The organism is Saccharothrix sp. DSM 118769 (genome assembly GCF_052936295.1).
On record NZ_CP193627.1, the window covers coordinates 2,361,457 to 2,382,232 of the forward strand.

The 20,776-nt window shown below is 71.5% G+C and carries 16 protein-coding genes; 14 read left to right on the forward strand and 2 right to left on the reverse strand.

Annotation, left to right across the window (positions count from 1 at the left end; genetic code table 11):
• The first annotated feature begins 382 nt into the window (after positions 1-382).
• The 13 genes from araB to ACRAKJ_RS11165 all read left to right on the forward strand — a co-directional run bounded on the left by araB (position 383) and on the right by ACRAKJ_RS11165 (position 15,391).
• Positions 383-2,041: a ribulokinase gene (gene araB, locus ACRAKJ_RS11105; protein WP_438924580.1), complete on the forward strand. Its 1,659-nt coding sequence runs from the start codon at positions 383-385 to the stop codon at positions 2,039-2,041.
• Positions 2,042-2,695: an L-ribulose-5-phosphate 4-epimerase gene (locus ACRAKJ_RS11110; protein WP_438924581.1), complete on the forward strand. Its 654-nt coding sequence runs from the start codon at positions 2,042-2,044 to the stop codon at positions 2,693-2,695.
• A gap of 20 nt (positions 2,696-2,715) precedes the next feature.
• Positions 2,716-4,224, forward strand: coding sequence for an L-arabinose isomerase (gene araA / locus ACRAKJ_RS11115; protein ID WP_438924582.1), 1,509 nt, complete (start codon positions 2,716-2,718; stop codon positions 4,222-4,224).
• A gap of 34 nt (positions 4,225-4,258) precedes the next feature.
• Positions 4,259-5,371 (forward strand): multiple monosaccharide ABC transporter substrate-binding protein, encoded by a 1,113-nt coding sequence (gene chvE, locus ACRAKJ_RS11120; RefSeq protein ID WP_438924583.1) that lies wholly within the window; start codon positions 4,259-4,261, stop codon positions 5,369-5,371.
• Between the two features lie 8 nt (positions 5,372-5,379).
• Positions 5,380-6,906, forward strand: coding sequence for a multiple monosaccharide ABC transporter ATP-binding protein (gene mmsA, locus ACRAKJ_RS11125; protein WP_438924584.1), 1,527 nt, complete (start codon positions 5,380-5,382; stop codon positions 6,904-6,906).
• Complete coding sequence (gene mmsB, locus ACRAKJ_RS11130; RefSeq protein WP_438924585.1) at positions 6,903-8,117, forward strand: multiple monosaccharide ABC transporter permease; 1,215 nt, start codon at positions 6,903-6,905, stop codon at positions 8,115-8,117. The genes mmsA and mmsB overlap by 4 nt, the downstream gene beginning before the upstream one ends.
• Before the next feature lie 51 nt (positions 8,118-8,168).
• The gene (locus ACRAKJ_RS11135; protein WP_438924586.1) at positions 8,169-9,383 is read left to right on the forward strand and encodes a C39 family peptidase; all 1,215 of its coding nucleotides are present in this window, start codon (positions 8,169-8,171) and stop codon (positions 9,381-9,383) included.
• A 184-nt stretch (positions 9,384-9,567) separates the two neighbouring features.
• Positions 9,568-10,671 carry a hypothetical protein gene (locus ACRAKJ_RS11140; protein ID WP_438924587.1) on the forward strand — a complete coding sequence of 368 codons (1,104 nt, stop codon included), beginning with the start codon at positions 9,568-9,570 and terminating at the stop codon, positions 10,669-10,671.
• A 136-nt stretch (positions 10,672-10,807) separates the two neighbouring features.
• Positions 10,808-11,587, forward strand: a complete 780-nt coding sequence (locus ACRAKJ_RS11145) for a DeoR family transcriptional regulator (protein ID WP_438924588.1) — start codon at positions 10,808-10,810, stop codon at positions 11,585-11,587.
• Between the two features lie 216 nt (positions 11,588-11,803).
• On the forward strand, positions 11,804-12,352 hold the full coding sequence (locus ACRAKJ_RS11150) for a substrate-binding domain-containing protein (RefSeq protein ID WP_447008928.1): 549 nt from the start codon (positions 11,804-11,806) through the stop codon (positions 12,350-12,352).
• A 44-nt stretch (positions 12,353-12,396) separates the two neighbouring features.
• Positions 12,397-13,650, forward strand: coding sequence for an ABC transporter substrate-binding protein (locus ACRAKJ_RS11155; protein WP_438924590.1), 1,254 nt, complete (start codon positions 12,397-12,399; stop codon positions 13,648-13,650).
• Positions 13,647-14,579 (forward strand): ABC transporter permease subunit, encoded by a 933-nt coding sequence (locus ACRAKJ_RS11160; RefSeq protein WP_438924591.1) that lies wholly within the window; start codon positions 13,647-13,649, stop codon positions 14,577-14,579. Before ACRAKJ_RS11155 ends, ACRAKJ_RS11160 begins: the two co-directional genes overlap by 4 nt.
• Entirely contained in the window at positions 14,576-15,391 is an 816-nt protein-coding gene (locus ACRAKJ_RS11165) for an ABC transporter permease subunit (protein WP_438924592.1), read from the forward strand. Before ACRAKJ_RS11160 ends, ACRAKJ_RS11165 begins: the two co-directional genes overlap by 4 nt.
• Before the next feature lie 67 nt (positions 15,392-15,458).
• Here the strand turns inward: ACRAKJ_RS11165 and ACRAKJ_RS11170 are convergent, their stop codons facing one another.
• On the reverse strand, positions 15,459-18,146 hold the full coding sequence (locus ACRAKJ_RS11170; RefSeq protein WP_438924593.1) for a lectin: 2,688 nt from the start codon (positions 18,144-18,146) through the stop codon (positions 15,459-15,461).
• Positions 18,147-18,810: 664 nt separating this feature from the next.
• Between ACRAKJ_RS11170 and ACRAKJ_RS11175 the strand changes: the two genes are divergently transcribed.
• The gene (locus ACRAKJ_RS11175; protein ID WP_447008929.1) at positions 18,811-19,962 is read left to right on the forward strand and encodes a SagB/ThcOx family dehydrogenase; all 1,152 of its coding nucleotides are present in this window, start codon (positions 18,811-18,813) and stop codon (positions 19,960-19,962) included.
• Here ACRAKJ_RS11175 and ACRAKJ_RS11180 read toward each other — a convergent pair.
• A complete protein-coding gene (locus ACRAKJ_RS11180) occupies positions 19,900-20,757 on the reverse strand; it encodes an ArgP/LysG family DNA-binding transcriptional regulator (RefSeq protein ID WP_438924595.1) in 858 nt (285 codons plus the stop codon). The genes ACRAKJ_RS11175 and ACRAKJ_RS11180 overlap by 63 nt on opposite strands.
• Between the last annotated feature and the right edge of the window lie 19 nt (positions 20,758-20,776).

The following is a 20,776-nucleotide window of genomic DNA, read 5'->3' on the forward strand; positions in this document are numbered from 1 at the left end:
CGAGGACGTCCCGCGTCCGGCGCGTGCCGGACGCGGGTTCCGTGCTGCCCGGGTTCGTGGTCCGGGGGTCCCGAACGAAGAACTCACCGGTCCTGGACGTACGACTCTCGGGACCTGGAGGTACGACTCTCGGGGCCCGGGTGTTGGACTCTCGGGGTGTGAGCGCATGACTCGCGGGGTGTGAGCGCATGACTCGCGGGGGTGGGGGTGTGGCTCGCGGGGGTGGGAGTGGGCTTGGGTTCCGCGTGGGGTTCGGTGGGGCCTAGGCTGGTGTCGGGTGGCCGGGGCGCGTGTCCGCTTTTGTGCACGCTCACCAAGTCGTTAAGAGCACGTTGCGGGCAGGTCTTGACGTGATGAATGTTAGCGATAACACTCACTGTCCATGGCGAGCGAACCGTTGGTGGTGGGTGTCGACTTCGGCACGTTGTCCGGTCGCGCGGTGGTGGTGCGGGTGCGCGACGGGGCCGAGTTGGGCACCGGCGTGCACGACTACCGGCACGGCGTGCTGGACCGGGCGCTGCCCGACGGCACCCCCCTGCCCCCGGAGTGGGCCCTCCAGGTGCCCCAGGACTACGTGGACGTGCTCAGGCACGCCGTCCCGGCGGCGCTGGCCGACGCGGGGGTGGACCCGGCGGACGTGGTCGGCATCGGCACCGACTTCACCGCCTGCACGATGGTGCCGGTCAGGTCGGACGGCACGCCGCTCAACGAGCTGCCGGAGTTCGCGGGCACCCCGCACGCCTACGTCAAGCTGTGGAAGCACCACGCCGCCCAGGGGCAGGCCGACCGGATCAACGCCCTGGCCGAGGAGCGCGGCGAGGCGTGGCTGCCCCGTTACGGCGGGTTGATCTCCTCGGAGTGGGAGTTCGCCAAGGGCCTCCAGCTGCTGGAGGAGGCGCCCGACGTCTACGCGGCGGTCGACCACTGGGTCGAGGCCGCGGACTGGATCGTCTGGCAGCTGTGCGGCCAGTACGTGCGCAACGCGTGCACGGCCGGTTACAAGGGCATCTACCAGGACGGGTACCCCTCGCGGGAGTTCCTGGCGGCGCTGAACCCGGACTTCGCGGACTTCGTGGCCGACAAGCTGGACCACCCGCTGGGCCAGCTGGGCGACCGGGCGGGCGGGCTGACCGAGGAGGCCGCCGCCTGGACCGGGCTCATGCCGGGCATCGCGGTGGCGGTCGGCAACGTCGACGCGCACGTCACCGCCCCCGCCGCGCAGGCGGTCGAGCCGGGGCAGATGGTCGCGATCATGGGCACCTCGACGTGCCACGTGATGAACGGCGCGGAGCTGCGCGAGGTGCCCGGCATGTGCGGGGTCGTGCCGGGCGGCATCGTACCGGGCCTGTGGGGCTACGAGTCGGGGCAGAGCGGCGTGGGCGACATCTTCGCCTGGTTCGTCGAGCACAACGTGCCGCCCGCCTACCACGAGCAGGCGCGCGAGCGCGGTGTCTCGGTGCACGAGCTGCTGACCGAGCTGGCCGCCGGGCAGGCCATCGGCGAGCACGGCCTGATCGCGCTGGACTGGCACAGCGGCAACCGGTCGGTGCTGGTGGACCACGAGCTGTCCGGCCTGGTCGTCGGCCAGACGCTGGCCACCCGCGCCGAGGACACCTACCGGGCGCTGCTGGAGGCCACCGCCTACGGCACCCGGGTGATCGTCGACTCCTACACCGACGCGGGCATCCCGGTCACCGAGCTGGTGATCGCGGGCGGCCTGGTGAAGAACCGGCTGCTGATGCAGATCTACGCCGACGTGCTGGACATGCCGCTGTCGGTGATCGGTTCGGAGCAGGGCCCGGCGCTCGGGTCGGCGCTGCACGCGGCGGTCGCCGCGAAGGCGCACGAGGACATCCACGCCGCCGCGCGGGCCATGGGCTCGGTGCGGCGCGGGGTGTTCCGGCCGATCCCGGAGAACGTCGAGGCGTACGAGCGGCTGTTCGTCGAGTACCAGGAGCTGCACGACCACTTCGGGCGCGGCGCGAACGAGGTCATGCACCGGCTCAAGGCGCTGCGCCGCGCGGTCAAGGAGGGGAAGTAGATGACCGCAGTGGAGGACCTCCGGCGCACGGTCGCCGACCTGCACCGCGAGCTGACCCGCTACGGGCTGGTCATCTGGACCGCGGGCAACGTGTCCGCGCGGGTGCCGGGGCAGGACCTGATGGTGATCAAGCCGTCGGGCGTGTCCTACGACGAGCTGACTCCCGCGGCGATGGTCGTGACCGACCTGCACGGGAACCTCGTGGAGGGCGACTACGCCCCGTCCTCGGACACCGCCGCGCACGCCTACGTGTACCGGCACATGCCCGAGGTGAACGGCGTGGTGCACACGCACTCCCCGTACGCGACGGCGTGGGCGGCGCGGGGCGAGCCCATCCCCTGCGTGCTCACGATGATCGCGGACGAGTTCGGCGGGGACGTCCCGGTGGGGCCGTTCGCGCTCATCGGCGACGACTCGATCGGCCGCGGCATCGTGGAGACGCTGCGCGCGAGCCGGTCCAAGGCGGTGCTGATGAAGGGCCACGGCCCGTTCACCATCGGCAAGGACGCCCGCTCCGCGGTGAAGGCGGCGGTGATGCTGGAGGACGTCGCGCGTACCGTCCACTTCGCACACCAGCTCGGGACGCCCGAGCCGATCGAGCAGCACCACGTCGACAGCCTGTACGCGCGCTACCAGAACGTCTACGGGCAATGAGCCCACGAGGGGAGCCCCGCATGTCCTCTGCTGCGAAGCCGCAGGTCTGGTTCCTCACCGGGAGCCAGCACCTCTACGGACCGGACACGCTCGACCAGGTCGCCCAGCAGTCGCAGCAGATCCAGCGCATGCTCACCGAGTCGGGGAAGCTCTCCGCCGAGGTGGTGTGGCAGCCGGTGCTGACCGACACCGGGGCCATCCGCGACGTGATGCTCGCGGCGAACTCGGACCCGGCGTGCATCGGCGTCATCGCGTGGATGCACACGTTCTCGCCCGCGAAGATGTGGATCACGGGCCTGGACGTGCTGCGCAAGCCGCTGCTGCACCTGCACACGCAGCTCAACCAGGCGCTGCCCTGGTCGAGCATCGACATGGACTTCATGAACCTCAACCAGGCCGCCCACGGCGACCGCGAGTTCGGGTTCATCCAGACCAGGTTGGGCGTGCCGCGCAAGACGGTCGCGGGCCACGCGTCCGACCCGGTGCTGGCCGAGCGGATCGACGGCTGGGTACGGGCCGCAGCCGGCCGCAGTCACCTGAACGGGTTGAAGTTGGCCCGGTTCGGCGACAACATGCGCGGCGTCGCGGTGACCGAGGGCGACAAGGTGGAGGCCGAGCTGCGGTTCGGCGTCAGCGTCAACACCTACGGCGTCAACGACCTGGTCGAGGTCGTGGACGCGGTGGCGGACGACGAGGTCGACCTGCTGGTCGCCGACTACGCCGACGCCTACCGGCTCGCGCCGGGGCTGGCGAAGGGCGGGGAGCGGCACGACTCGCTGCGCTACGCGGCCCGCGTCGAGGCCGGCCTGCGCCGCTTCCTCACCGACGGCGGGTTCGGCGCGTTCACCACGAACTTCGAGGACCTCGGCGGCCTGCGGCAGCTGCCCGGCCTGGCCGTGCAGCGGCTGATGGCCGACGGCTACGGCTTCGGCGGCGAGGGCGACTGGAAGACCTCGGCGCTGCTGGCCGCGGTCAAGGCGATGGGCGCGGGCACGGGCCGCGGCACGTCGTTCATGGAGGACTACACCTACCACTTCGGCCCCGGCGAGCCGAAGATCCTCGGCGCGCACATGCTGGAGGTGTGCCCGACGATCGCCGCCGACCGGCCGTCGTGCGAGATCCACCCGCTGGGCATCGGCGGCCGGGAGGACCCGGTGCGCCTGGTGTTCGACGCGAACCCGGGTGACGCCGTCGTCGTGGGTCTCGCCGACCTGGGCGACCGGTTCCGGCTGGTCGCCAACGAGGTCGAGGTCGTCCCGCCGGACGAGCCGTTGCCGAACCTGCCGGTGGCCCGCGCGGTGTGGAAGCCCGCGCCGTCGCTGTCCACCTCCGCCGAGTCCTGGCTCACCGCGGGCGGCCCGCACCACACCGTGATGACGCAGGCCGTCGGCGCCGAGACGCTGCGCGACTTCGCGCAGATGGTGCACACCGAGCTGGTCGTCATCGACCGGGACACGACCACCGCGTCGTTCGCCGACCGCCTGCGCTGGAACCAGGCGTACTTCCGCCTGGCGCAGGGTCTGCACTAGCCCACACCGGGCACCATCAAGGGAGAGAGAAACGATGAAGTTTCCGCGGTACGCCGCCATCGCCGCGGCCGCCCTCGTGCTGTCCGCCTGCGGTTCGGCGGAGAAGACCGTCGACCAGCAGAGCGGCTCCACCGAGGGCGCGCTGGTCGGGGTGACCATGCCGACCCGGTCGTCCGAGCGCTGGATCCACGACGGCGACAACATCAAGAAGGCGCTGGAGGCCAAGGGCTACAAGGTCGACCTCCAGTACGCCGAGAACGACATCCCGACGCAGGCCAACCAGGTCGAGAACCAGATCACGAAGGGCGCCAAGCTGCTCATCGTGGCCTCGATCGACGGGACCGCGATCACCTCCCAGCTCGAACAGGCCGAGGACGCGAAGATCCCGGTCATCGCCTACGACCGGCTGCTGCGCAACACCGACAGCGTCGACTACTACGCGACGTTCGACAACTACAAGGTGGGCGTGCAGCAGGCCACGTCGCTGCTCACCGGCCTGAAGGTGCTCAACGCCGACGGCACCCCCGGCACCGCGACCGGCCCGCTGAACATCGAGCTGTTCGCCGGTTCCCCGGACGACAACAACGCCACGTTCTTCTTCAACGGCGCGATGTCCGTGCTCCAGCCGCACATCGACAAGGGCACGCTGGTCGTCAAGAGCGGTCAGACGGACTTCAAGACCGTGTCGATCCTGCGCTGGGACCCGGCGACCGCGCAGCGCCGCATGGAGGACCTGCTGACCTCCACCTACCAGGGCGGCGCCCAGGTGCAGGGCGTGCTCTCCCCGTACGACGGCCTGTCGATCGGCATCCTGTCCGCGCTCAAGAGCAGCGGCTACGGCACCGGCGGCACCGCGTACCCGGTCGTGACCGGCCAGGACGCCGAGGTCGCCTCGGTGAAGTCGATCGTCGCGAACGAGCAGTACTCGACCATCCAGAAGGACACCCGCGAGCTGGCCAAGGCCACCGTGGAGATGGCCGACGCCGTGCTCAAGGGCGGCAAGCCGCAGGTCAACAACGAGAAGGACTACGACAACGGCGTGAAGGTCGTCCCGTCGTTCCTGCTCGACTCGATCATCGTCGACAAGAACAACTACAAGCAGGTCCTGGTCGACACCGGCTACTACACCGAAGACCAGTTGAGGTAGACCGGATCATGTCCGACGACATCCTGGTGATGCGCGGCATCACCAAGCGGTTCGCCGGGGTCACCGCGCTGCGCGACGTCTCGCTCGCCGTGCGGCGCGGTGAGATCCACGCGATCTGCGGTGAGAACGGCGCCGGCAAGTCGACGCTGATGAAGGTGCTCTCCGGCGTGCACCCGCACGGCTCCTACGAGGGGGAGATCGCCTTCGAGGGCGAGCCGTGCTCGTTCGCCGGCGTCCGCGACAGCGAGCGGCGCGGCATCGTGATCATCCACCAGGAGCTGGCGCTGTGCGGCCAGCTGTCCATCGCGGAGAACCTGTTCCTCGGCAACGAGCGGGCGACGCGCGGGTTCATCGACTGGAACCGCACCAACCACGCGGCGGGCGAGCTGCTCGCCCGCGTGGGCCTGCGGGAGAACCCGACGACGCCGGTGGACGAGCTGGGCGTGGGCAAGCAGCAGCTCGTGGAGATCGCCAAGGCGCTGGCCAAGGACGTCAGGCTGCTGATCCTGGACGAGCCGACCGCGGCGCTGAACGACGACGACTCCGCGCACCTGCTCGACCTGCTCGACGGCCTGCGCGAGCAGGGCGTCACCTCGGTGATCATCTCGCACAAGCTCAACGAGGTGAAGCGCATCGCGGACAGCGTCACGATCCTGCGCGACGGCCGCACGATCGAGACGCTGCCCGCGGCGGAGGTGACCGAGGAGCGGATCATCTCCGGCATGGTCGGCCGCGACCTGGAGCACCGCTTCCCGCCGCGCACGCCGCAGGTGGGCGAGGAGGTGCTGCGGATCGAGGACTGGACCGTGCACAGCCCGTCGCAGCCCGACCGGGTGGTCGTGGACCGCGCGAACCTCGTGCTGCGGCGCGGGGAGATCGTGGGCCTGGCCGGGTTGATGGGCGCGGGCCGCACCGAGCTGGCGATGAGCGTGTTCGGCCGCACGTACGGCGTGGGCGTGTCCGGGCGGGTCCTCAAGGAGGGCCGCGAGATCGACACGCGCACCGTCCGCAAGGCGATCCGGCACGGCCTGGCCTACGTCAGCGAGGACCGCAAGCGCTACGGCCTCAACCTCATCGAGGACATCAAGCGCAACGTGTCCGCGGCCGGGCTCGGCAAGCTGGCCACGCGCGGGTGGGTGAACGAGAACGAGGAGTTCTCGGTCGCCGAGCGCTTCCGGAAGTCCATGGGCATCCGCGCCCCGGGCGTCGGCACGACGGTCGGCACGCTCTCCGGCGGCAACCAGCAGAAGGTCGTGCTGGCCAAGTGGATGTACACCGACCCGGACGTGCTGATCCTCGACGAGCCCACGCGCGGCATCGACGTGGGCGCCAAGTACGAGATCTACTCCATCGTCAACGAACTGGCCGCCGAGGGTCGCGCGGTGCTGGTCATCTCCTCCGAGCTGCCGGAGCTGCTCGGCCTGTGCGACCGGGTGTACGCCCTGTCCGAGGGCCGGATCACCGGTGAGCTGACCCGCGCCGAAGCCACCCAGGAACGCCTGATGCACCACATGACCCAGGGACAGACCTCATGACCACCAAGACCGCCCCCGAGGCGGTGAAGGCGCCGGCCGGGCCGCAGCGCCGGTTCACGATCAACATCCGGCAGTCCGGCATCTACGTGGCGTTCGCGTTCATCGTGGTGCTGTTCACGGTGCTGACCGACGGCGCGCTGCTCCAGCCGCAGAACATCTCGAACATCATCGTCCAGAACTCCTACGTGCTGATCCTGGCGATCGGCATGATCCTGGTGATCATCGGCGGGCACATCGACCTGTCGGCCGGGTCGGTGGTGGCGCTGACGGGCGCGATCTGCGCGGTGCTGACCGTGAAGATGGGCGTGCCGTGGTGGCTCGCCGTGCTCATCACGCTGGCGGCGGGGGCGGTGATCGGCGCGGCCCAGGGCTACTGGGTGGCGTTCTTCGGCATCCCGGCGTTCATCGTGACGCTGGCGGGCATGCTGGTGTTCCGGGCGCTGACCCTGACCGTGCTGGGCAACCAGGGCATCGGGCCGTTCCCGGACGAGATCCGCACCCTGGCCAACGGCTTCACCTCCGGCTACCTGGGCAACGTGGGCCTCGGCCCGCTGGGCGGCGCGGACCTGGTGAGCCTGCTGGTCGGCGTGGCCGTGGTGGCCGGGTTCGCGTTCACCCAGTGGCGGCGGCGCAAGGCGCGGCTGGGCTACGGGCAGGTCGTGGACCCGTTCCCGGTGTTCGTGCTGAAGATCGTGCTGGCGGCGGTGGTCGTGCTGGCCGTGGTGGTGCAGCTGGCCCGGTTCCGCAACCTGCCGTGGGTGCTCGTGCTGCTGGCCGTGCTGGTCATGGGCTACTCGGTGATGGCGGACCGGTCGGTGTTCGGCCGGCACGTCTACGCCATCGGCGGCAACCTCCAGGCGGCGACGCTGTCCGGCGTGAAGGTCAAGCAGGTCACGTTCTGGATCTTCGTGAACATGGGCGTGCTGGCGGCGCTGGCGGGCATCATCTTCGCGGGCCGGCTCAACCAGGCCGGTCCGACGGCGGGCGCGTCGTTCGAGCTGGACGCGATCGCGGCGGCGTTCATCGGCGGCGCGGCCGTGCAGGGCGGCGTGGGCAAGGTGGTCGGCGCGATCACCGGCGGCCTCATCATGGGCGTGATCAACAACGGCATGTCGCTCATCGGGTCGCCCAGCGAACAGGTGATGCTGGTCAAGGGCCTGGTGCTGCTCGCGGCGGTCGCCTACGACGTGTGGACGAAGCGCCGCGCATGACCACCTGGTCGGATGATTACTTGATGTAGTGCCGGCGCGACAATCGCCCACATGACCACGTCCGTCATCAGGGTCCTGCTGGCCGCCCTCGCCCTCGGTCTCACCGCGACGCCCGTCGCGGTGGCCGGGGGCGCTCGCGTCGACTACCGCGAGTGGCGGTCGGCGCAGCTCCTCGCGGGCACGCACGAGGGCACCGCGTTCGCGCGCGGCGGCCTGGTGGTGCGCCGGCCGGTCGGCGTGCTGGAGCACGGAGGCCGGCCGTACGAGTACGCCCGGTGGACCTCGCCTCGCCGGGTCACCGGGTTCGACGCCACCCAGGCGGTCGCCTCCTGGAACGCCGACACGCCCGCCGGCACGTGGCTCCAGGTGGAGCTGGGACGGGACGGGACGGGCGGGGGGACGGGCTGGTACGTGATGGGCCGGTGGGCGCTCGGCGACGCCGACGTGCGGCGGACGTCCGTGCCGGGCCAGGACGACGAGCACGGCTACGTCGACGTCGACACGTTCGTGGCGAAGCAGCCGCTGCGGGCCTACCGGCTGCGCGTGACGCTGTACCGGGCCGCCGGGACGACGGCGACCCCGCTGCTGCGGATGGCGGGCGCGATGGCCTCGGCCGTGCCCGACCGCTTCGAGGTGCCCGCGAGCGCGCCGGGCGTGGCGCGGGGGGTCGAGCTGCCCGTGCCCCGGTACTCGCAGAACGTGCACGAGGGGCACTACCCGGAGTACGACGGCGGCGGCGAGGCGTGGTGCAGCCCGACGTCGACCACGATGGTCGTGGAGCACCACGGGCGGGGGCCGACCGAGGACGAGCTGTCCTGGGTGGACCCCGGGCACGCGGACCGCGTCGTCGACCACGCGGCCCGGCACACCTACGACCAGGACTACGGCGGCGCGGGCAACTGGCCGTTCAACACCGCGTACGCGGCGAGCTTCGGGCTCAAGGCGCACGTCACCCGCCTGCGGTCGCTGCCCGAACTGGAGTCCTGGATCGCCCGGGGCGTCCCGGTGGTCACCTCCCAGTCGTTCCGCGAGGACGAGCTGGACGGCGCGGGCTACGGCACGGCGGGGCACATCATGGTCGTCGTCGGGTTCACCGAGGAGGGCGACGTGATCGCCAACGACCCCGCGTCCCCGACGAACGCGGCCGTGCGCCGGGTCTACGACCGCCGCCAGTTCGAGAACACCTGGCTGCGCACCCGACGACACCTCGCGGACGGCACGGTGGCCGGCGGGTCGGGCGGCATCGCCTACATCATCACCAAGTGAGACGCGCGGACGCCGAGGTGGGCGCCCGCGCGGCGCGGGCTTGACGCGGTCGTGCTCCTTCGCTTGACTGGGTGACCGCCTGGGAGCGTTCCCAGGTTCTCCTGCACCCGGACCGCGGGGAGATCCGCCGCCACCTCAGGAAAGCGCTTACCAAGGAGATCGCTCCATGAGATCACTACTCGCCGTGTCAGCGTTGACCGCGGCGCTCCTGACGGTCGGCTCGCCGCAGGCCCAGGCCGCCTGCGGCGACGGGTCGTTCAACGCGGAGGTGACCGGCTCCGGCAGCAGCTGGACCGCGCGCAACGGCAGCCGGACCGTCTACACCGGCAGCAGCCTGCGCGCCGCGATGCAGGCCGCCAACGACAGCCTCACCGCCAACCGCACGTCCAAGGAGCGCATCGTCGTCCGGGGTTCCGGCACCATCCCGGCGGGCGAGCGGTACTCGATGCGCAGCTACACCACGCTCGACGTCTGCGGCACCATCAACGTCTCCGGCTCCGGGTCCGGCGACTACGCCCCGGTCTACGCGCGGGGCGTGAACAACATCGAGATCCAGAACCTCACCGTCACCGGCACGCCGCTGTACGGCATCTTCATGCGCAACGTCGTGAACGTCGCCATCGGCACCGTGACCATGCGCCTGTCGAGCGGTCTCGGCATCCGCATCGACAACCGCGGCGACACGAGCCAGCGCAGCCGCAACATCCGCCTGGACCACGCCTACGTCCAGGGCGCCGGCTCGCACGCCGTGGAGACCTACGGGCTCGACGGGCTCACCATCGGCACCGTCGTGGCGCGCGGCGTCGGCGAGTCGGGCCTGCTGCTCAACGACACGATCAACGCCACCGTCGGCACGGTCGACGCCGACAACGCGGGCTCGGGCACCGGCTACGCCGCGTTCCGCACCGCCAACCGCAACGGCCGGATCGGCGACGGCTACCCGATCAACGTCCGGGTCGGCCAGGTCATCGCCCGCGGCGGCGGCCGGGGCATCTTCTGCGTCTCGGAGAGCGGCGGGCTCCAGATCGACCGGATCGACATCGCCAACACCGGCGGCAACGCGATCCTCATCGAGAACTGCTACAACGTGAACCTCGCCGCGCAGGGCGGCACGGTCACCGGCCCCGGCGACATCCGGCTCGCGGCGCGCACCGAGTTCCCGGTGACGCGCGACGTCGTCGTGCAGAACCTGCGGGTGACGAACTCCGCCATCCGCGAGAGCCCGTGCGGGACGAACACGACGTTCCGCAACAACACGCTGGTCAACAGCACGCAGAGCGTCTGCTGACGGCCACCGGCCGGGACCACCGGGACGACCTGGGCGAACCGGGTCGCGCGGGCGTCCCGGCCGGTGCCCGCCGAACCGTTCCGTTCACCCCGACCCATCAGTAATCTGCATGGACCCTGGGGCTGGAGGTGGCCGCGTGAACCGGTACGAGCGGCTGAACGCACTGCTGGAGCTGCTGGCCGAGCGGGGCAGGGTCGAGGTCGACGAGATCGCGGCCGAGCTGGACGTCTCCGGGGCGACCATCCGCCGCGACCTGGACCACCTGGCGGGGCAGCGGCTGCTCACCCGGACCCGGGGCGGCGCGGTCGCCCATTCGGAGGTCGCCTACGACCTCCCGCAGCGGTACAAGACCGTGCGCCGCGCGGGGGAGAAGCAGCGGATCGGGAAGGCCGCCGCCGAACGGGTGGGCCGCGGCGCGGTGGTCGGCATGAACGGCGGCACGACCACCACCGAGGTGGCGCGGGCACTGGTGGCGAACGCCGACGTCGAGGGCGACGGCGTGCTCACCGTGGTCACCAACGCGCTGAACATCGCCGGCGAACTGGCCGTGCGGCCGCAGGTGAAGCTGGTGGTGACCGGCGGGGTGGCCCGGCCCCAGTCCTACGAGCTGATGAGCCCCCTGGCGGGCAAGATCCTGGGCGGGCTGAACCTGGACGTGGTGTTCCTCGGCGTGGACGCGATCGACGCCGACGCGGGCGCGTACGCCGACCACGAGGGCGAGGCCGAGGTCAACCGGATGCTCGCCGACCGCGCGCAGCACGTGGTCGTGGTGGCCGACTCGTCGAAGATCGGCGCGCGGGCGTTCGCCGAGATCTGCCCCATCGGGCTGGTGCACGTGCTGGTGACCGACACCGGCGCCACCGAGGACGACGTGCGCCGCTTCGCCGAGCGCGGCGTCGAGGTCGTCCGCGTCTGACGCCGGAGCGGTCCGGCACCCGGTGTCGACAGCCGGCCATGTGATACGCGGGCGTCACCCCTCCGTTGCGGTCCGGTCACGTCGGTATCCGACTTCTTGACGCAGCGCTGTGGCGCGGGCCACAGTGTGCGCCACTTTCGAACGGTCAAACCGCCGTCCGGGTGACCGGTCGTGCGCACTCCGTGACCACAGTGGCGAAGCGGGAAGGACCAGGCCATGGCTCGCCCAGGCGTCCCCGTGACGACCCGCCAGGTCGCCCTGCGCACCGGCGTGTCCCGGCCGACCGTCCCGAACGTTCCCGACGTGCCGCGGCGGGTCGACCCGTCCACCCGCGAACGGGTCCGCCCGGGCTGTCGAGCCGCTCGGCCTGCCGCCGGACCGGCTCGCGTCCGCAGAGGCGGCCGGCGTCGAGGCGGGCGGTCGGGCGACGCGGGCCCTTCTGGAACCCGAAGTCGCACCGGACGCGGTGATCGCGTGGGTGATCCACTTGCGGTAGGTGTGCTGCGTGAAGTGCGCCGCCAGGGGCCGCGGCCGGGCACGGACATCGCGGTGACGGGTTTCGACGACTCGCCGCCGGCGTCCGTTGTGGACGGCGGACCCATCTCTGCGCGGCAACCCGTCGAGAGGTCCGCCCGCACCGCGGTGGACCTGCTCGACAGTGCGAACGGCGATCGGGGAGTCCTGTTGACCGGCGAGGTGGTCAGTCGCGGCAGCGCCCCGATCCGCTTGGGAGAGCAGGACGTGGATCGATGGGAGTCAGCGTGATGGGCGTTCGGACAACGGCGTTGCGACACCCCGTGAGCAGGGGCGTGGCAGCGCTGGGAGCAGCAGTTCTCCTCGCTTCCTGCGGAAGCGGCGGGGAAGGGGGCGAGCAGCCCGCCGGTGCGCTCCAGGGCCGGGGCGAGATCACGTTCGCCACCGGCAAGGACACGTCCGGCAACATGCAGAAGCTCGTCGACCAGTGGAACACCGAGCACGCCGACCAGAAGGTCCGGATCGTCGAGCTGCCGGAGTCGGCCGACGCGCAGCGCCAGCAGATGGTGCAGAACGCGCAGGTCAAGTCCGACGCGTACACGATCCTCAACCTGGACGTGGTGTGGACCGCCGAGTTCGCGGCCAACCGCTGGGTCGTCGAGCTGCCGACCGACCAGTTCGAGCTGGGCGGGTTCCTCGAACCGGCCGTCGACACCGCGAAGTACCGCGACAAGCTCTACGCCGTGCCGGCCTACTCCGACGGCGGCCTGCTGTACTACCGCAAGGACCTGCTCGCCGCCGCCGGCGCGCAGCCGCCCAAGACGTGGGCCGAGCTGATCTCCACCTGCCAGGCGGTCCGGGCGAGCCAGCCCGCCATCGGCTGCTACGCGGGCCAGTTCGAGAAGTACGAGGGCCTGACGGTCAACTTCGACGAGGCCGTGCACTCCGCGGGCGGCGACGTCGTGGACCCCGACGGCAAGCCGGTCGTCGACTCGCCGGAGGCCAAGGCGGGCCTCGACGCGCTGGTGACCGCCTTCCAGCAGGGCGTCATCCCGCAGAAGGCCATCACCTACAAGGAGGAGGAGGGCCGCCGCGCGTTCCAGGCGGGCGAGCTGCTGTTCCACCGCCAGTGGCCCTACCAGTGGAACCTGGCGAGCAAGACCGACGGCTCCTCGCAGGTCGCGGACAAGTTCGACGTCGCCCCGCTGCCCGGCCTGAACGGCCCCGGCAGCTCCACCCTGGGCGGCCACAACCTGGCGATCTCCGCGTTCGGCAAGAACCAGGCCACCGCGCTCGACTTCATCAAGTTCTTCACCGGCGAGGCGTCGCAGCGCTCCAACCTGCTCGCCACCTCGCAGGCGCCGACCCTGGCGAGCCTGTACGACGACAAGGAGCTCATCGCCGAGTTCCCGTACCTGCCGACCCTCAAGGCGTCGATCCTGTCCGCGAAGCCCCGCCCGCAGGCGGTCAAGTACGGCGACGTGACCACGGCGATCCAGGAGGCCGCCTACGCCGCCCTGACCGGCACGAAGACCAGTGACCAGGCCCTGAAGGACCTCCAGGCGAAGTTGCAGGAGCTCATCAAGTGACGGCGGTCGCCCGCCGCGCCCGGGGTGCCACCTCGGGCGCGGGGCGACTCGCCGCGGCGCTGCTGTCCCCGACGTTCGTGGTGCTCGGCCTCGTGGTCGGGTACCCCCTGGTGGCGGCGCTGCGCGAGTCGGTGTTCCAGGAGGGCTCCTCCCTCGACGAGAGCGGCTTCGTCGTGGAGGGCACGCGGTTCGTCGGCCTCGACAACTACCTGTCCCTCTTCGCCGGCGAGGCGGCGGACCGGTTCTGGAACGCGTTCACCAACACCACCGTGTTCACCGTCGTCACGGTGGCGCTGGAGGTGCTCATCGGCGTCGGCATGGCGCTCGTGATGCACCACGCGATCCGCTTCCGCGGCGTCGTGCGGGCGAGCATCCTGGTGCCGTGGGCCGTGCCGACCGCGGTGTCCGCGCTGCTCTGGAAGTGGATCTTCCAGGCCGACGGCGTGGCCAACGCCGTCATCGGGCAGCAGGTCCTGTGGACCACCGAGGGGTGGCAGGCGAAGTTCGCGGTCGTCCTCGCCGACGTGTGGAAGACCGCGCCGTTCGTGGGCCTGCTGGTCCTCGCCGGCCTCCAGATCATCCCGAACGACGTGTACGAGGCGGCCCGGGTGGACGGCGCGTCGCCGTGGCGCCAGTTCTGGGGCATCACGCTGCCGCTGGTGAAACCCGCGCTGCTGGTGGCCGTGCTGTTCCGGGTGCTCGACGCGCTGCGCATGTTCGACCTGCCGTTCGTGCTCATCGGCCAGCGCAAGGAGTCGGTGGAGACGCTGTCCATGGTGGCCTTCGAGGAGGCGTCGAACCTCAGGTTCGGCCCGGCGGCGGCCTACGCGACGGTGCTGTTCCTGTACGTGGCGGTCACCGCCCTGGTGTTCGTCCGGCTCCTCGGGGCCGACGTCATCGGGGCCGCTCGGGAGAGGGCGCGCAGATGAGGGCCGGGGTGAAGTACGCCGGGCTGGGCGTGATCCTGCTCTACTGCCTGGCGCCGTTCTACTGGATGGCGGTGTCGGCGTTCCGGCGCCCCGCCGACCAGTTCGAGCTGACGGTGCTGCCGGCGCCGTTCTCGCTGGACAACCTCACGGCCGTGTTCGCGCCGGGCGTCGGGTTCGGGCGGTCGCTGCTCAACAGCCTCGTGGTGGCCGGCACGACGACCGTGCTGACGCTGGTCATCGGCGTCTCGGCGTCGTACGCGCTGGCGCGCCTGCGCTTCCGGTTCAAGAACGCGGTCGCGGCGCTGATCATCGCCACGTCCATGTTCCCCGGCATCTCGCTGCTGGTGCCGCTGCTGGCGCTGTTCACCGACATCGGCTGGATCAACACCTACCAGGCGATGATCGTGCCCAGCCTGTCCTTCGCGCTGCCGCTCGCGGTGTGGAACCTGACCGCGTTCTTCCGGCAGATGCCCGAGGAGCTGGAGCAGGCGGCGATGATCGACGGCTGCACGCGCGGCCAGGCGTTCCGCAAGGTGATCCTGCCGCTAGCCGCGCCGGGCGTGTTCACCACCGCGATCATCACGTTCATCGCGGCGTGGAACGAGTTCATCATCGCCCTGTCCATGGTCAACGACAAGTCGATGCAGACGGCGACGGTGGCCATCTCCCGGTTCACCGGCGCGTACGGGTTCGACCAGCCATTCGGCACCCAGATGGCGGCCGGCGTGGTCGTCACCGTGCCGCTGGTCGTCGTGGTCCTGCTGTTCCAGCGCAGGATCATCGCGGGCCTGACCGCGGGCGGAGTGAAGTAGGCGCCTCGCGGTTGCTGCGGCCGGTCGTCACGTGTTGGGAGAGCCGTGACGACCGGCCTATTACCCCCTAGGGCACCCTCCACCGCTGGGCCGCCGTGGCGTTGCAGGTGTGGAGCTGGAGCTGGACGCCGTTGACCGTGCTGCTGTTCGGCACGTCCAGGCACTTGCCGGACGCCGGGCTGACCAGCGCCCCGCCCTTCGGCCACCACTGCTGCGCACCCGTCCCGTTGCACGTCCACAGCTGCACCTTCGCGCCGTCCGCCCGCGAGCTGCCGCTCACGTCCAGGCAGCGGCCCAGGGCGCGGACCGTGCCGTCGGGCGCCAGGGTCCACTGCTGCGCGGCCGACCCGTTGCAGTCCCACAGCCGCACGGGCGCGCCGTCGGTCGGACCCGCGGGCTCCGCGTCGAGGCACTTCGCGGCCAGGCCGACGACCGCGCCCGAGCGCGCCCGCTCCGGGCCCACGTCGAACGACGGCGGCGCGTCGGCCGGCGCCGAACCCCAGCCCGACGCCGTCGCGCCCAGCGTGAAGTCGAGCGCGCCGCCCCGCGCCACGAACGACGCGGGCAGCCACGGCCGGGTGGACGCGACCCCGTCCACGCGCAGCGACTGCACGTACTTGTCCACGTCGGACGCCTGCGGCGCGGTGATGGTGATCGTCGCGCCGTTGCCCCGCTTGACGACGGTCGTCGGGAACTGCGGGCTCGCCACCACCAGCTCCGCCCGGCCGGGTGCCTGCGGGTACAGGCCGAGCGCGGCCCACACCGCCCACGACGACATCTCGCCGAGGTCGTCGTTGCCGACCAGCCCCTCCGGGACCGGGGTGAAGATCGACGTCAGCGCGCGGCGCACCACGTCCTGCGTCCGGTGCGGCGCGCCCGCGTAGGCGTAGGCCCACGGCGTGTTGAGCGTCGGCTCGTTGCCCAGGTAGGCGTAGGGCTTCTCCGGCCCGGCGTTCAGCTCGGTGAAGAAGGTGTCCAACCTGGACACGACGGCCGCGTCACCGCCCATCGCGTCGAACAGGCCGCGGTGGTTGTACGGCACCATCCACGTGTACTGCGCGGCGTTGCCCTCGACGTACTCGTTCTCCTGCACGGGGTTGAACGCGGGCCAGCCCAGGTCGGCGTTGCGCGGCTTGAGGTACTTCGCGCCCGACTCGAACAGGTTGCGCCAGTGCTGCGCGCGGCGCAGGAAGGTCTCCGCGGTGGCCGCGTCGCCGAGGCGGGCGGCGAACTGGGAGATCGCGAAGTCGGCGCTGGTGTACTCCAGGGTCGTCGCCGCCGAACCCCACACGTCGGGCAGCCCGGTCGGCACGTACCCGTACTGGTCGAACTGCAACCACCCCGGGCGCTGGCGGACGTCGTGCGCCCCGGCGACCATGCGCCGCAGGGCGTCCGCGGTGTCGAACCCGGTGCCGCCGAACGCGTGCGCGGTGGACACGACGATCGCCATCGGGTCGCCGTTCATCACGCCCGTGCCGCCGTTGGCGACCGTCCACCGGTCGAAGTAGCCGCCCTGCGCGGCCTGGTTGACGGCCGACTGGGCGATGTCGGCGGCCACCTGTGGTGCGAGGAGCGCGACGAGCGCCACCTGCGAGCGGTAGACGTCCCAGCCGGAGAAGTTCGCGTACTGCGTCCGCGAGGTGGTGTGCACCTGCCGGTCGAAGCCGGTGTACCGGCCGTCCACGTCGCTGAACACGTTGGGGTGCAGCAGCGAGTGGTAGAGCGAGGTGTAGAGGGTGCGCAGCTGCGTGGTCGTGCCGCCGGTGACGTCGATCCGGCCGAGCCACCCGTTCCAGGCGTCGCGGGCGGCGGCGCGGACCGCGTCGAACGAGCTCGTGCCGGTCTCGGCGGCCAGGTTCGCCTTCGCGCCGTCGAGGCTGACGAACGAGATGCCGACGCGGGCGGTCACGGTGGTGGCGTCGAACGACACGAACGCCGCCGCCGCGAGCGGGCGCACGTCCTCGGCCGTCGCGCTCGGCGCGGGCACGCCCTGGCTCTGCGCGGTCTTGGGCGCGACGGGCGCACCGCCGGTGCTGCCGCCCTCGACGTGGGGGTCGTCGCGCACCCAGCCGTCCAGCACGGTGGCGGCGGTCGCGAAGGGCCGGTCGAAGGCGACGTGGAAGTGCAGCCGGTACCGGTTGCCCGTGCCGCAGAACCCGCCGCTGTCGGTGTAGCCCGACAGGGTGTCCGCGCCGACGGTGATCGAGCCCGAGGCGGCGTTGAACGCGCGGCCGGCGTCGACGGTGAGCGAGGCCCGCTGCCCGGCGGGGTAGGTGAAGCGGGCGACGCCGGAGCGCGGGTTCGAGGTCAGCTCGGTGCGGATGCCGTTGCCGAACCGCACCGAGTAGTAGCCGGGCGACGCCTGCTCGTCGGCGTGCGAGAAGGTGGAGTGCGCGACGGGGCTCGTGCCGAGCGACGGCATGAACGGGACGGTGCCGAAGTCGCTGCACCCGGGACCGGACAGGTGGGTGAGGCTGAAGCCGCGGATGCGGTTGTCGTCGTAGTGGTAGCCGCCGTGCTGGTGGGTCACCGTGTCGGGGCTCCACTGGAGCATGCCGAACGGCGCGACGGCGCCGGGGAAGGTGTTGCCCGCGCCGCCGCCGTGCCCGAAGTCGGGACCGCCGGGGCGGGTGCCGACGAACGGGTTGACGTGCTGGGCGGGATCGGTGACGGCGAGGGCCGCGCCCGTGCCGGTGATCGGGACGGCGAGTGCGGCCAGGGTGAGGGCGGCGACCGCCGCGGAGCGGAGACGCATGGGTTCCTCCGACAGGGAGAGGAAGCGCTGACAACGTTGTCGGCACCGGATTGTCCCGCGTGGCGCGCCGGTGGCGGAACCGCTGCGCGGGCGAACGCGGTTGGCCCGGCGCTGCTCAACGGACACGATGGGCCGGGAAATCATCCGTATTGATTACTTCAGTGTTTACAGAAAGTAGTCGTGTCGAGCGATCTCACCCGTCCTGGTGTACGGCAGCCGGGTGCAAGGCCTGGAAGCCGTGACGAGTGCCGCACCACCGCCGAAAGTCGTTGCTGGAACGGGTTGTCGTCGCGGATCGCCGTTCACCGCCGCCGCGACGGGGAAACCGTTCTCCCGCAAGGGAAGAAGCGGTGGTCGGGATCGAACCCCCGGTCGCCGCCCGACGGGCGGGGAGGTGTAGAGGATGCGCACTGTTTCGATGAAGGCGGAGCCGGTGGTCCGCAAGGACCGGTGTCGCAACAGGTACTGGTACTGGTCTTACAACGGTCGATGAGCCGCGGGTGTGGGGGGCCACGACCCCGAGCCGAGGTCGTGGCCCCTGCCCGTGTCGCCCTGTCCGTGTCGCCCGTCCCGTGTCGCCCGTCCTGCGTTGTCCGTCCCGCGTTGTCCCGTTCGCGTCGCCCGAGGGGGCCGTCCCGTGCGTTTCCGCCGAGCTACCTGCGTCATGTGCTACTGGCACGGGGGTTCGTTCGTCGTCCACCCCTACCCGGGCGGCACGCCGGTCGCGTTGCACCCGGTGGCGGCGGAGGTGCTGTCCGCCTTCGACGACTGGACCGAACCCGCCAAGGCCGCCGAACTGCTCGGTCACCTCAGCCGCGACACGGTCGACGAGGCGGTGGAGGGCATGTCCCGGACGGGGTTGCTGCTGGCCGAGGACAGCCCCGGTGCCGCGCTGGACGACCGCGTCGCGCGGGTGTGGGAGCACTGGATGCCCGAGGCGTCGTTCTTCCACTACGGCACGCTGCTGTCCGAGGACGACCCGGAGGAGGAGCAGGAGGTGCGGGGCGCGGACGAGCCGCTGCCCGCGATGTTCACCGGCTACCCGGACGCCGAGCGGGTGCTGCTGCCGCGTCGTCCCGGTGACCTGCGCGCCCCGTTCGACCAGGTGCTCTACGGGCGTCGCACGCACCGCGACTTCACCGGTGACCCGGTTCCGCGGGACGTCCTCGCGACGCTGCTGTCGACCGTGTTCGGCCCGGTCGACTTCATCGACTGCGGTCGTGGCGCGCTGTTCCGCCGCACGAGCCCCTCCGGCGGTTCGCGGCAGGAGATCGACGCCTACGTCGGCGCGCTGAACGTGGAGGGCGTCGATCCGGGCCTGTACCACTACAACGCCCGCGAGCACTCGCTGGAGCTGCGCTCGCCGGGGTTCTCGCCCCAGGAGGCGGCGCACCTGTGCACGGACCAGGACTGGGTGGCGGGGGCGGCGTTCCTGGTCGTCCTGGTCGCGGTCGTCGAGCGGATGTCGTACAAGTACCACCACCCGCGTTGTTACCGCGTGTCGCTGCTCGACGCGGGGCACCTGGGGCAGACCTTCGCGCTGACCGCCACCGCGCTCGGCCTGGGTCCGGCGCAGACGGGGGCGTTCCACGACGTCGAGGTGGCGGAGCGCTGCGGGGTGGACGGCACGGGGAGCGTCCCGCTCTACGTGCTCGCCGCGGGGTGGCCGGCCGCGGAGACCCGGTACGCGCCGCCGCCGGCGACGATGGCGACCTTCGGCCACCCCACCACGCTCGCCGTCCCGTCCACCGGGTCAGTGCAGCTCGGCCGCCGCGGCGCGCAGGACGGCGTCGGCGACGCGGGCCAGGGGCGGTGAGTCGAGCTTCCACTGCTGCCAGTGCAGGGGCACGTCGACCGGCCGGCCGGGGGCGAGGTGCACGAGGCCGCGGTGCCGCGCGACCTGGTGCTCGGTGAGCAGGGCCCAGCCCGCGCCGGACACGACGGCGTCCTCGAACACGTGCCCGTCGGGCAGGTGGTGGCGGTGGGACGAGGCGGGGTGGCCGGTCTCGGTGCGGCAGAACGCGTCCTGGAGGTCGTCCTTCTCGTCGAACACGATCACCGGCGCCTCGTGCAGCGGCGTGCCGGCGTCGAGCCGCCGGGCGAACCGCCGGGAGGCGACGGCGTGGTAGCGGATGCTGCCGAGCGGCCGGGCGCGGCAGCCCTGCACGGGTCGCGGCGAGGAGGTCACGGCGGCGACGACGAGGCCCTGGCGCAGCAGGTCGGCGGTGTGGTCCTGGTCCTCGCGGCGCACGGTCAGCACCAGGCCGTCGTCGCCGGCGAGTTCCTTGACCACGCGGCGGAACCAGGTGGACAGCGAGTCGGCGTTGACCGCGACGGCGATCGGGGTGGGGTCCGCGGCGAGGCCGAGCGCGGTGTGCGCGTCGCGGTCGAGGAGGGCCTGCTGGCGGCCGTAGCGGGCGATGACCGCGCCGGACTCGGTGAGGCGGACGGGTTTGGCGCGCACCACCAGCACGCGGCCGGTGCGCTGCTCCAGCTGCTTGATGCGCTGGCTCACGGCGGAGGGCGTGACGTGCAGCGCTCTGGCGGCGGCGTCGAACGTGCCCTCGTCGACGACGGCCAGCAGGGTGCGCACGCATTCCGGGTCCAGCATCACGACTGCTTACGGTACT